The organism is Clostridium sp. (genome assembly GCF_029267215.1).
Taxonomy (GTDB): Bacteria; Bacillota; Clostridia; order Clostridiales; family Clostridiaceae; genus Sarcina.
Genome location: NZ_JARIDH010000032.1, coordinates 19,619 through 33,147, shown reverse-complemented (window position 1 = coordinate 33,147; position 13,529 = coordinate 19,619). Strand labels below are relative to the sequence as shown.

10 protein-coding genes, 1 riboswitch and 1 other annotated feature are annotated in these 13,529 nt (G+C 28.6%); of the genes, 8 read left to right on the top strand and 2 right to left on the bottom strand.

Going from position 1 to position 13,529, the window contains the following annotated elements; genetic code table 11:
• Nucleotides 1-19 precede the first annotated feature (19 nt).
• From Q1K13_RS05100 to Q1K13_RS05085, 4 genes are all read left to right on the top strand, one after another.
• Nucleotides 20-1,264, top strand: a complete 1,245-nt coding sequence (locus Q1K13_RS05100) for an aminopeptidase P family protein (RefSeq protein WP_300348172.1) — start codon at nt 20-22, stop codon at nt 1,262-1,264.
• Between the two features lie 182 nt (nt 1,265-1,446).
• Nucleotides 1,447-1,785, top strand: a complete 339-nt coding sequence (locus Q1K13_RS05095) for a phasin family protein (protein WP_300348169.1) — start codon at nt 1,447-1,449, stop codon at nt 1,783-1,785.
• 97 nt (nt 1,786-1,882) lie between these two features.
• Entirely contained in the window at nt 1,883-3,493 is a 1,611-nt protein-coding gene (locus Q1K13_RS05090; protein WP_300348167.1) for an ABC1 kinase family protein, read from the top strand.
• An 85-nt stretch (nt 3,494-3,578) separates the two neighbouring features.
• Nucleotides 3,579-3,755, top strand: a riboswitch (Lysine riboswitch).
• A 172-nt stretch (nt 3,756-3,927) separates the two neighbouring features.
• Nucleotides 3,928-5,646, top strand: a complete 1,719-nt coding sequence (locus Q1K13_RS05085) for a Na+/H+ antiporter NhaC family protein (RefSeq protein WP_300348165.1) — start codon at nt 3,928-3,930, stop codon at nt 5,644-5,646.
• A gap of 31 nt (nt 5,647-5,677) precedes the next feature.
• On the opposite strand, the gene Q1K13_RS05080 is transcribed toward Q1K13_RS05085, so the two are convergent.
• Nucleotides 5,678-6,247 carry an FUSC family protein gene (locus Q1K13_RS05080; RefSeq protein WP_300348164.1) on the bottom strand — a complete coding sequence of 190 codons (570 nt, stop codon included), beginning with the start codon at nt 6,245-6,247 and terminating at the stop codon, nt 5,678-5,680.
• 161 nt (nt 6,248-6,408) lie between these two features.
• Nucleotides 6,409-6,663: a binding site (T-box leader), on the top strand.
• A 76-nt stretch (nt 6,664-6,739) separates the two neighbouring features.
• Between Q1K13_RS05080 and metG the strand changes: the two genes are divergently transcribed.
• Nucleotides 6,740-8,677, top strand: coding sequence for a methionine--tRNA ligase (gene metG, locus Q1K13_RS05075; protein ID WP_300348163.1), 1,938 nt, complete (start codon nt 6,740-6,742; stop codon nt 8,675-8,677).
• 348 nt (nt 8,678-9,025) lie between these two features.
• On the opposite strand, the gene Q1K13_RS05070 is transcribed toward metG, so the two are convergent.
• Nucleotides 9,026-9,706: a Crp/Fnr family transcriptional regulator gene (locus Q1K13_RS05070; RefSeq protein ID WP_300348162.1), complete on the bottom strand. Its 681-nt coding sequence runs from the start codon at nt 9,704-9,706 to the stop codon at nt 9,026-9,028.
• Nucleotides 9,707-9,807: 101 nt separating this feature from the next.
• Between Q1K13_RS05070 and Q1K13_RS05065 the strand changes: the two genes are divergently transcribed.
• The 3 genes from Q1K13_RS05065 (at nt 9,808) to Q1K13_RS05055 (ending at nt 13,363) form a co-directional block, all read left to right on the top strand.
• Entirely contained in the window at nt 9,808-11,307 is a 1,500-nt protein-coding gene (locus tag Q1K13_RS05065; protein ID WP_300348161.1) for a DUF445 family protein, read from the top strand.
• An 18-nt stretch (nt 11,308-11,325) separates the two neighbouring features.
• Nucleotides 11,326-12,096, top strand: coding sequence for a TatD family hydrolase (locus Q1K13_RS05060; RefSeq protein ID WP_300348158.1), 771 nt, complete (start codon nt 11,326-11,328; stop codon nt 12,094-12,096).
• A 244-nt stretch (nt 12,097-12,340) separates the two neighbouring features.
• Nucleotides 12,341-13,363 carry a resuscitation-promoting factor gene (locus Q1K13_RS05055; protein WP_300348156.1) on the top strand — a complete coding sequence of 341 codons (1,023 nt, stop codon included), beginning with the start codon at nt 12,341-12,343 and terminating at the stop codon, nt 13,361-13,363.
• Nucleotides 13,364-13,529: the final 166 nt, after the last annotated feature.

Genomic DNA, 13,529 nt, shown 5'->3' with positions numbered 1-13,529 from the left:
AGGAATTGGAGGGATTTATATGAATAAATTAGTTTTTACTAAACATAGAGAGAATTTATCAAAGCAATTAGATAATAACTCAGTATTAGTATTGTTTGCAGGAGAGGCAAAGAGAAAGACTGCTGATGAGTATTTCCCATTTACTCCTAACAGAAATTTTTACTATTTAACTGGTATTGATGAAGAAAAACATATATTAGTTATTAAGAAAACTAATAGCGTTGTTGAGGAAGAGTTATATATTTTAAGACCAAATTTAGAACAAGAAAAATGGACTGGAAAAACAATAAGAGATTATGAAGCTAGGGAAGTTTCAGGGATAGAAAATATTAAGTATTTAGAACAATTTGAAAGTGATTTAAATGGATTATTTGTTAACGGAATAGTTGATAAACTTTATTTAGATTTAGAGAGATTTAATTATGGTGAAGAAATAAGTAAGAGTCAGGCTTTTGCAAAAGAAATTAGAGATAAATATCCACAAATAATTATAAAAGATGCTTATAGTAAAATTGCAGCTTTAAGACAAGTTAAGTGTGGAGAAGAAGTTAAGGAAATTAAGAAAGCTGCCCACATAACAGCTAAGGGTGTAGAGCTTTTAATGAAAGAGTGTAAGCCAGGGATGAAAGAATATGAATTAGAGGCTTATTTTGATTTCTACTTAAAACAACATGGTGTTAAGGATTTTGCATTTAAAACAATAGCAGCAGCAGGTGTTAATGCGGCCACTTTACACTATGTTGATAATAATAGTGAAATGAAAGATGGAGATTTAATTTTATTTGATTTAGGGGCTCAAGTAAACTACTACAATGGTGATATATCAAGAACTTTCCCTATAAACGGTAAGTTCTCACCAAGACAAAAAGAAGTTTATGAAGAAGTTTTAAAGGTTAATGAAGAGATAATAAATTCTATTAGACCGGGAATAGGATTTGTTGAATTAAATGAAAAGGCTAATGATTTATTAGCAGAAGCTTGTGTAAGACTTGGTCTTGTTGAGGATAAGAAGGATTATAGAAAATATTACTTCCATTCAATAGGTCATAGTTTAGGTCTTGATACTCATGATGTTGGTAAAAGAAATATAATATTAGAAGAAGGTATGGTTTATACTGTAGAACCTGGCTTATATATAGAGGAAGAAAGCATAGGAATAAGGATAGAAGATGATGTTTTGGTAACTAAAGATGGGTGTGAAGTATTAACTAAAGAGTGTATAAAATCTGTAGAGGATATAGAAAACTTCATGGCTAATAGATAACTTAAATTAAGTAAGCATTCTATCTTAAAAACTGCGTAGACTGCTTACTTAGGTATTTGTTTTTAGGAGATTAAAAAAATACCTAAGTATAATACTTGTATTTTTGAATAAATTAAGATTATAATTAGATAATTTAAAATTAAGAATAAAATAAAAATATATGGTTTTAGGAGATGATAATTATGATTAATGAACTCAAAAAAGCTTTGTTAGCAGGAGTTGGAACAGCTGCAACAGCTTATGAAAAAGCAGATTCTTTTATTGTGGATATGGTTTCAAAAGGAAAAATGACTGTGGAGGATGGAAAAGTTCTTTCAGAGGAATTAAAAAGAAATGTTCAGGAAAAAACACAGGAAGCAACTATTGAAATAAATGATAAATTAGAAAAATTAAAACCATTAACTAAGGAAGATTTTAAGGCTATGTATGATGAGGCTAATAAGGAAACACTGGAGGAAATTAATAGGCTTAGAGAAAGAGTTAAAGTATTAGAAGATAAATTAAATAATAGAGAAGAATAATATAGATATAGGACTGTATCAAATTAGTTTGGTATAGTCCATAGTTTTATTTATTGTATTTAGTGGAAAATGAAATAATTGGTCAGGAGGTGAATTTATGAGTAAAAAAAAGAAAGTACAAAGGTTAAAAGAGATAGTTAGAGTTTTTACTTACTATGGATTTGATTTTTTAGTTTCTAGTAAGATGCCTAATAATAAGGTGGAGCCAAGACCACAAGCTTTTAGAGAGGCATTAGAAGAATTAGGAGCTACTTTTGTTAAAATAGGTCAGATTTTAAGTACAAGGCCAGATTTACTTCCTAAAGCTTATATTGAGGAACTTGAAAAACTTCAGGATAAAAATGAAATAACAAGTTTTGATAAGGTTGAAGAAATTTTTGAGGAATCATTTGGAGTAGGGATTAAAAATTATTTTAAATATTTTAGTAAGGAGCCATTAGCATCAGCTTCTATTGCACAGGTTCATAGAGCTGTTTTGCTTGATGGAAGGGAAGTTGTTGTTAAAGTCCAGCATTATAAAATAGAAGAGAAGATGATACTTGATTTAAGTATTTTAAGAAGGCTAAGTAGAATAGCTGCATCTCATATATCTAATACTTTAGTGAATCCTTTTGAGGCTTTTAAAGAAATTGAAGAGGCTACATTAAATGAATTAGATTTCTTTAAAGAAGCTGATAATTTAGATAAATTTAGGAGGTTAAACGAGAATGTAGCTTGTGTGGATGTTCCAGAAATCATTGATAATTTAACTTCAAAAAGAGTATTGACAATGGAGTATATAGAAGGAATTAAAATAACTGATCATGAGGGATTGGAACGAAAAGGATATGATAAAAAAGATATTGCTAATAAACTAGCGAATTCTTTCTTTAAACAAGTTTTTGAAGATGGATTTTTTCATGGGGATCCTCATCCAGGTAATATTTTTATAAAGGATGGAAAGATATATTTCTTGGATTTTGGACTAGTTGGTGAGTTAGATTCAAATTTAAAAAAATGGCTTACAAAGGCAATGATAGCAATGGCTTTAGAGGATATTGATACTTTAGTTGATTTTGTTAATGCTGTTGGAGTAAAAAAAGGACCAGTTAAAATTTCAGTTTTGTATGACGATTTAAATACTATGGTTAAAAAATACATAAATGCTTCATTGAAAAATATTAAAATATCTAATTTATTTAAAGAAGTTTTTGATATTACAGATAGAAATAATCTTGAGTTTCCAAAGGAATTTGTAGCACTTGTTAGATCAATTGTTATATTAGAAGGGGTTGTTGCAAAAATAGACCCTGAATTAGAAATAATGGAATGTATTTTCCCTTATATAAAAGAGAGAAATAAAGAAGAAATGTTAAATAGTTTAGATAAGGATAAACTTATTATTGGGGCATATAAATTTGCTTCAAAAAGCTTTGAAATACCTGCTAAATTTTCTGAGTTAGTTGATAGTTTATCAAATGGTAGAACTAAGGTTCAAATAGAGGTAACTGGATTAGATAAGCCTTTAACTGATTTAAATAGAATGGTAAATAGAATTGCCTTTGCAGTTATTGTGGGTTGTATTATAATAGGTTCTTCTTTGATTGTTGATTCAAAGATTGGTCCTACTTTAAGAGGAGTACCTATTTTGGGGGTTATTGGATTTGTAGCTGCTGGTATCTTTGGTTTTTGGCTTTTAATTTCAATAATAAAATCTGGATTTTTTTAATAAATAGTTAATAAATTGAAATTTGTATTGAATTATGCATACTTATAGGATATAAATGTATATAATAATATGAAGTGAATAATTTAAAAGAGGTAGAGGTGCGATTAATCAAAAGTACTAAAACTGAGTTAAGCAACGATGAAGTTTTTAGGAAAGGGATGGTTGCCGAAGTTTTTAGCGGATGCTTTAATGCTAATTGCTGGGGTTACATAGAATATATGTAACACTGTCACAAGAAGATTTGTGGAGTGCTATCATCTTAGGGAATAATTATTAGTAATGTATAATTTGTTTTTAATAAATTTCATGACTATTAAGACCTTAGGTTGATAAACCTAAGGTCTTTTTTATAAATATAAAAAGTTTAGGGATAATAGTAATGAAAAGATATACCTCTATAAATTAATTCACTAAAATTTTAAGGGGGCTTTAATATGAAAAAAAGAACAAGATTACAGGTTTTTTTAGCAATTTTTATTATGACAATGCTTTGTTCAACATTAGTATTTGCAACAGAAGATATTGCAGCGGTTAATTCAGTAAAATTTGGGGCTTGGACTGTATTACCACCATTAGTTTCTATTGTTTTAGCTTTTATAACAAAGAATGTTATAGTGTCATTATTCATAGGCACAATTACTGGATGTATAATGCTTCAAATTAATGGATTTAATATTCTTCAATCATTATCACAAGGATTTATTGATTTTACTTACAGAGCTTTAAATTCCTTAGCAGATCCATGGAATGCAGGAATAATTCTTCAGGTTTTAGTTATTGGAGGAGTGATTCATTTGGTTGCTAAAATGGGAGGTGCTAAGGCTATTGCAGAGGCATTAGCAAAGAAGGCAAAGACTGTGAAAAGTGCTCAGATTACAACTTGGCTTTTAGGATTAGCAGTTTTCTTTGATGATTATGCTAATTCATTAATAGTTGGACCTATAATGAGGCCAGTTACTGACAAATTAGGAGTTTCAAGAGAGAAATTAGCTTTCGTTATAGATGCTACAGCTGCTCCAATTGCAGGCTTAGCAATAATTTCAACATGGATAGGGTTAGAAGTTGGTTTAATAGGTGATGCACTTAAAAGTGTGGGAATAGAAGCTGACGGATTTGGAGTTTTTTTAGAGACTATACCTTATAGATTTTATAATATATTAATTTTAGCTTTTGTTGTTATATCAGCTTTAACCTTAAGGGAATTTGGGCCAATGCTTAAAGCAGAGAGAAGGGCAAGAAAAGGAGAAGTTTTACCTATAACTGAGGTTTCTGTAGACAGTGAAGATTTAGAACCAATAGAAGGGGTTAAATTAAGTATTTGGAATGCAATAATTCCAATAGGTGTTTTAATAGGTTCTTCATTAATAGGATTCTATTATAGTGGATGGGTAACTATAATGGGAGGAGAAGATTTAAAAATCATAGAAATGATGAATAATTCTCCATTAAGTTTTTCTAGCATACAAGCAGCATTTTCAAATGCAGATGCTTCAATTGTTTTATTCCAATCAGCATTATTGGCTACAATGGTTGCTTTAATTTTAGGAGTAGTAAGAAAAATATTTACAATATCAGAAGGGATTGGAATATGGATTGAAGGAATGAAAGGACTTCTTATAACAGGAGTAATTCTTATATTAGCTTGGTCATTAAGTTCAGTAATAAAAGAACTTGGAACAGCACCTTATTTAGTTGGAATATTATCTGATAGAATACCAGCATTTTTACTACCTTCAATAATATTTGTTTTAGGTTCAGTCATAGCATTTGCAACAGGTACAGCTTATGGAACCATGGGAATTTTGATGCCTTTAGCAATTCCTTTAGCTTATGCTATAAATCCAGAGTGGCAGTTTGTTATAGTTAGTACATCAGCAGTCTTAACAGGAGCAATATTTGGAGATCATTGTTCTCCAATATCAGATACAACAATACTTTCATCAACAGGATCAGGATGTGACCATATAGAACATGTTAGAACTCAGATTTGGTATGCTTTATTTGTTGGGGCTATAACAGTATTATTTGGATATATACCAGCAGGACTTGGATTAAATTTCTGGATTGTATTACCTATGGCTTTAGTCGCTTTATTTATATTTACAATGATATTTGGTAAGAAAGTTGATGAGTTTGCCATAAATAATAATTAATTAAATTAAAAAATAGAAGAATTAATTTCTTCTATTTTTTATTTTTTTTAATATCTTCTTTAACTTCTTTTTCAAGTCTTAGTATTTTTTCTTCTATATTTTCTAAATCTTTTTTTACTATTTTTCTATATTTATATATATAATTATTTATTAAAAGAGCTATTATTATGCCTATGAATGTATCAATAACTCTGTTTATTGCATATGAATATGGTGTTCTGCCATGAAGGTTTGTCATTATAGCTATACACACAATACAAGCTATTACAACTGAACCATTCTTTTTAAATATATTTAGTAAATAAATTGTTAGTACAATCCCTATGCCAGTTATTATTCCTTGAAAATTTGTAAGATTAAAGCTTCTTGCTATAAATGTAAGAAGAATTCCAACACAAGCTCCTGTTATAGTTCCAATCATTCTATTTTTACCTATTGACATAGAATTTTCCACAGTATCTTTCATACAAATTACTGCTGCTATGCATGCGTAAAATGGATATGGTCTATCAATTAGTTCAAAAATTATTATACATAAGCTAACAGCCAAGGCTGTTTTTAAGTTTCTCGCACCTATTTTAGGTAAGGTAAAACCTTTCATGAATTAAAACCCCCTAATAATTTAAGATATTGAGTTAATATAGATAGTATATAATATTTTTTATTTATTATAAACTATAAGAAATATAGAATATATGAGTATTTGTGTAGAAAAACGATTGACAGTACCAATGAACTAATCATATAATTTAAATTAAGTAAATAAATGCTATGAAGAGAAGAGTAATGAAGTAGATGGTGCAAAAGAGAGCTGGGGTAGGTGAAAGCCAGAGACAGGAAGCTTTGTGAATATGGACTTGGAGCAGACTTTTTGAGGAAATAATCTTAGAAAGGTACGGTGGCAACCGTTATATTGCAAAGTAATAAAATAAACTTATATTTAGGAGTTACTTAGTGAGATGTTTTTGGTGACGAAAGCATGAAATAGAGTGGTATCGCGTAATTAACGCCTCTATGGGAATTCCCATAGAGGCTTTTTAATTTTTGAAATAATGTAAATAATAGTAGTAAATGAAAGAGGAGGAAGAAATAAATGTGTAAAAAACCTTATTACATTACAACACCTATTTATTACCCATCAACTAACCTACATATAGGTAATACTTATACTACAGTGGCAGCTGATGCTATAGCAAGATTTAAAAGACTTACAGGTCATGAGGTTATGTTTTTAACAGGAACTGATGAACATGGTCAAAAAATAGAGAGAATAGCGAATGAAAAAGGTATTACTCCAAAAGAGCATGTTGATGAAATAGTTGCAGGAATAAAAGATCTTTGGAAAATGATGAATATAAGCTATGATAAATTTATTAGAACAACTGATGATTATCATGTGAAAGCTGTTCAAGAGATTTTCAAAAAGTTATATGATCAAGGAGATATTTATAAGGATTCATATGAAGGTTTATATTGTACTCCATGTGAGTCATTCTGGACTGAAACTCAATTAGTAAATGGAAATTGTCCTGATTGTGGAAGACCAGTTGAAAAAGCTAAGGAAGAAGCTTATTTCTTCAAAATGAGCAAATATGCTGATAGATTAATTAAGTATATAGAAGAACATCCTGATTTTATTCAACCAGAATCAAGAAAGAATGAAATGTTAAATAACTTCTTAAGACCAGGATTACAAGACCTTTGTGTTTCAAGAACAAGTTTTACTTGGGGAATTCCAGTAAGTTTTGATGAAAAACATGTTATCTATGTTTGGATAGATGCATTATCAAACTATATAACTACCTTAGGATATGGTCAAGAGAATCAAGAATTATATAAAAAATTCTGGCCAGCTGATGTTCATTTAATAGGAAAGGATATTTTAAGATTCCATACAATTTATTGGCCAATAATGTTAATGGCTTTAGGTTTAGAATTACCTAAGCAAGTATTTGGTCATGGATGGTTACTTGTTGATGGAGGAAAAATGTCAAAATCAAAGGGTAACGTTGTTGACCCAGTAGTATTAGTTAATATGTTTGGAGCAGACGCTGTAAGATATTACTTATTAAGAGAAATACCATTTGGTTCAGATGGATTATTCAATAATGAAATATTCATTAAAAAAGTAAATACAGACTTAGCTAATGACTTAGGTAATCTTTTATCAAGAACAATAGCTATGGTTTATAAATATTTTGATGGAGTTATTCAAGCACCAACTTGTAAAGAGGCTATAGACGATGAATTAATAAACTTAGCTTTAGCTACTCCTAAAAAAGTGGAAGCTAGCATAGATGCTTTAAAAATACCAGAAGCTTTAGAAAATATCTGGACTTTAATAAGCAGAGCTAATAAATATATAGATGAAACAACTCCTTGGATACTTGCTAAGGATGAAGATAAGAAAGAAAGATTAGGCACAGTTTTATATAACTTACTTGAAACCTTAAGATTTGTTTCAGTAATGGTTTCACCATTTTTAACAGAGGCTAGTGAAAAAATAAATGATCAGTTAAACAATAAGTTAATAACTTGGGAAAGTTTAAAAGAGTTTAATGGAACAATTGCTGGAGAAAAGGTTGTTAAAGGTGATGTTATATTCCCAAGAATAGATGTTGAGGAAAAATTAGCAGAATTAGAAGCTTTAAAACCAGCTAAAGTTAAACCAGCTAATGAAGAATTAGTTAAAAATCCAATAAAAGAAGAAATAACTATAGAGGACTTTGATAAAATTGATTTAAGAGTTGTTAAGGTTTTAGAGTGTGAGCCAGTTAAAAAAGCTAAAAAGTTATTAAAACTTAAAGTTGATTTAGGTGGAGAAGAAAGACAGGTTATTTCAGGAATAGCTATGCACTATAAACCAGAAGAATTAGTTGGAAAGTATGTAGTATTAGTTGCTAACTTAAAACCAGTTAAATTAAGAGGGGAGTTATCACAAGGTATGATACTTGCTGCAGCCCCTTCAGATGATTCTGAGTTATTATTAGTTAATCCAGGTGAATTATTAACTGGAAGCCAAGTAAGATAGGAAATTTTATAGATTATAAAAGGACTCTTGTATTCAATAAAAATAGCTTTATTGAATATGGGAGTTTTTTTAAGACCTAATAAAAAAATTAAGTTAAGCTTTGATTCTAATTAATGTAAGAAACAAGGCTTAACTTAATTTAAAGGTTTAAGGTTAGGAATTATTATATAGAAATTTTAAATTGATTAAACTTAATAGTCCTTGACATTTGCGTAAGGGGGACAAACCGTTCAAGGACTATTTAAGGGGTAAAATTAAATTAGTGTTTTAGCTACGTTACAGTTATTATATTAATCTTGTTATGTGGCAGTTATGTGTCAAAAGGGTATAAAAATATTAACATTTTATTTAAAATAAGTTTTCTTTTAAGGCTTTCATATCTTTTATTATTATTATATCTTTTGAAAAGTCTATTAAACCAGCATCTCTCATTTTCATAAGTTCTCTAGAAAGAGAGGGTCTTTGCACTCCTAGTTTATCAGCCCATGCTTTTCTTGAAAATTCAAGTTTTATGGTTTCGTTCTTTTCACTTTCATATCTTTCTAACAAATATGAAGAAATCATTTCTCTTATGGATTTCATTGTTACTTGTTTTAGTTTTGAGCTTAGGTTTAGGGCTTTATTTGAAAGTATTCTTAATATTTCCCTTAAAAAACACTCGTTAGTTGAACAAAGTTTATATATGTAATCTTTATTTATATGTAAAACTTCAGTATTGTTTTTTGAAACAACAGACATAGGATAAGTGTTTCTATCTCCAAAAAGAAGGTTTTCACCAAAAACATTTCCTTTGTTTAGGGTAGCAACAACTAGAAGATTACCATTGGAATCTAATTTTTGAATTTCTATAGTACCATCTATTACTACGCTTAAAAATTTACATTGTTCTCCTTCTGAGAATAATAAATCTTCTTTAGTATATGATTTTAAGGATGCAAATCCTGAGTTAAGAAGTGATTTAATATCTTCATCTGTAAATTGAGAAAATAATTTGCATTTCTTTAAAGCTATTACTTTATTGATGTTCATTTTATCACCCACCTTTTTAAAATAAGTAGTATTATATTAATATGAATATTAATAGTGTACACTATTAAGGGGAAAATTTAATAGGTAGGAGTGAAAAATAAATGAAAATTTATCTTATAGGAGCTTTGATTGGAGGGGTTATAGGGTATATAACAAACTGGTTAGCTATAAAGATGTTATTTAGACCAAGAGAAGCAAAATACATATTTGGAATGAAAGTTCCTTTTACACCAGGTTTAATACCAAAAGAAAAAAGTAGAATTGCTAATAAGGTTGGAGAAACTGTTGGAACCCATTTGTTAAATTCTGATAGTTTAACAAAAGCCTTAAAAAATGATAAGGTTAAATTGAAATTTGATGAGATGGCTAAAAATAAAATAGAAAAGTTAATTGAAAGTGATGAGGCTATTGAAGAGATTTTAAAAAATTATATAGGAGAAGAATATTATTCTTTAAAATCAGATACTATAAAACAAATTAGTAAGTCTATTTTAAATTCAATTAAAGAAGAAGAGTTTAAGAATAAGCTTAAATTTTACATTGTTGATGCATTAAAGGAACAATTAAGTAAGAAGCCAGAGAAAATATCACAGTTTTTAAATAGTGAAAAATTTAAAAAGTTAGTTGATAAAGTTTTATCTGAAGAAAAAACTAGTAAAGCATTAGAAAGTGGTATTTTAAAAGAATTAAAAGCTTTAGAAAATGATGAGAGATTAATAAATGAGTTAGTTCCAGAAGCCCTAAAGCCAACAATTGAGGAATATGTTAAATCTCAAAAGGATACACTTGCTGAAATTATTAAAAAGTTATTAAGGGATGAAGAGGTATCATTTAAAATAAAAGGTGCTATAAATGAAAATATTCCTTCTATAGTATCTATGTTTTTAAATGGTGATGTGATATATGGAAAAATTGTTTCTTTAATAGACTCAGCTTTAGATAAAGAAGAAAATAAAGAATATTTATGTGATGCAGTCTTAATATTTATTCAAGAGAGTATGAATAAAAAAATAAGTGATGTTGCACAAAATATTGGAGAGGATAAGTTTAGCATTATTTCTGAAACATTAGGAAATAAAGTAGCTAAAAAGGTTTTTGAAGAAGATAATAAAAATTTATTGATTGAAAAAATTAATGAGAAATTATCTGAATTTACAAGTTATGATGAACTTTTAAAAGCTTTATTTGGGGATTATGAAAGCACCTTAATATTGAGTGGTGATTTAATTATTTCAAAAATTATTAATGATTCTAAGTTAAGTTTACAAATTAGTGAAGTAATAGAAAAATTATTTTCTAAATTTTTACAGAAAACTCTGGGTGATATATGTTATAATAGACAAAAACTAGAAGATAAGATAATGAGTATTTTAGACAATCTTTATAATGATTTTGTGGATAATAAATCATCTAAAGTTCTTGAAATAGTGGATATTTCTTCTATAGTTGAAGAGCAGATTAATGCTTTTGAAGTTGATTATGCAGAGGAAATAATTTTAGGAATAGCAAATAAGGAACTTAAGGCTATAACTTGGCTTGGAGCTTTATTAGGTGGGATTTTAGGAATACTTTCACCACTTTTATCTACAATGTATATGTAAGGAGAGAAGGAGAAAATTATGAAGTACAAAATATTTGATACACATGCACATTATGATTCAAAAGATTTTAATGAGGACAGAGAAAATCTTGTAAAAGAATTAGAAAATAATGGGGTTGTTGGAATTTTAAACTGCGGTTCTGATTTATATGGATTAAGAAAATCAGTTGAACTTTCAAGAGATTTTGATATTTTCTATGCAGCTGTTGGAATTCATCCAGAAAATGCAGATGAATTTAATGAGGAAGTTGTAAAAGAAATAAAAGAATATGTTAAAGAAGAAAAAGTTAAAGCTATAGGTGAAATTGGACTAGATTATTACTGGGAAGAAAATCCACCAAAGGAAGTTCAAAAAGAAGTTTTTAGAGCGCAAATGAAACTGGCAGATGAGTTAAATTTACCTGTAATAATTCATGATAGAGATGCACATGGGGACACTTTAGAAATCATGAAAGAATTTCCTAATGTAAAAGGGGTTATACATTGTTTTTCAGGTTCTGTTGAATTTGCAAAAGAATGTATTAAGCTTGGATATTATATAGGATTTACAGGTGTTTTAACATTTAAAAATGCAAAGAAATTAGTGGAAGTTTGTAAGGAAATACCTTCAGATAGAATGCTGGTTGAAACAGATTGTCCATTCATGGCACCAGTTCCTTTTAGAGGAAAAAGAAACCAGTCAGATTATATAGAATTTATAATAGACAAGATGAGTGAAATTAGAGGAGTTTCTGGAGAAGAAATGAATGAAATTTTACTTAAAAATAAGAGTGATTTATTTAAAATTTAATATGTAAAAAATATTAAACTAATGAAAAATATAAGTAATAATAAATGGAGTACACTAATATACTATAGTGTACTTCTTTTGAATATTAATTAACCATTATTATCCAAATCCCTGTATAAGCAGAGGTCAATTATTTATTATAATTTACAACTAAAAGTATAAAAAATAGAGTCAGTAAATTTGACATACTTGAAAAGGTAATATATAATGTCGAAATGACTCTTGCCTAAAAGGGGGAAGTTACATGAAAAAAATATTTAAGGCATTGAAAGAGAAGGTTGCCTCGAAAAACAGTAAAATTATATTAAGTGTATGTGGAGTATTATTAACATGCTCTGTAATAATTGGTGCAACAGCACATAAAAATATAATTATAGATTTAGACGGAAATAAAATTGAGGTTACTACATTTAAAGGAAATGTACAAGCAGTTTTAAATCAAGAAGGAATTTATTTATCAGATAAGGATAAAGTTGAGCCAAGCTTAACAACGAAATTATCTAATGATGATGTTATAAAGATTAAAAAAGCAGTTCCAGTGGAAGTAATGGTTGATGGAAAAGATATTAAGATAGATTCTGCTGAGAATTCAGTAAAGGATATGCTGGTTAAAGAAGGAATAACTATCAACAATTTAGATAAGGTTGAACCTTCAATGGACACAGAACTATCTAAAGATTTAAAAGTAAAAATTACAAGAGTTCATGAAAAAACAATAGTTGAGAAAGAACTGATTGAATTTGAAACTGAAATAAAAGAAGATAAAAACTTAGATAAAGGTGTTAAAAAAACTACTCAAGAAGGAGTTAATGGAGAAAAAGAAGTAACTATAAAAGTAGTTATGGAAAATGGCCAAGAAGTTTCAAGAGAAGTAGTTGAATCTAAAGTTGTCAAGGAGCCAGTTAATCAAATCATTACAAAAGGAACTAAGGAAGAGTTAGTTCTTTCAAGAGGAAATGACAATATAAATTATAAAAAGAAAATAGCAGTCCAAGCTACAGCTTATTCTGGAGATGGAATAACTGCCACAGGTACAGTGCCTAAGAGAAATCCAGGTGGTTTAAGTACAATAGCAGTAGATCCAAGAGTTATACCTTTAGGAACAAAGGTTTATGTTGAAGGATATGGCTATGCAATAGCTGAGGACACTGGTGGAGCTATAAAAAATAATATAATAGATATATTCTTAAATTCTTCATCTGAATGTAAAGCTTGGGGAAGAAGAAATATTAATCTTTATGTTATAGCTTATCCAGGAGAATGGTAAAAGAAATTAAAGAGGGAGTCTAAAAGATTTAGGTCTTTTAGAACCCTCTAATTTTTTTGGAAAAATAGTAAAATGTAAAAGCTTAGTATTTTTACTTATAATTAAATATAAGTTTTGTTATAATATAATCTGTTATAATGTTGTAGTAAGGCTCACGTAGCTTTTT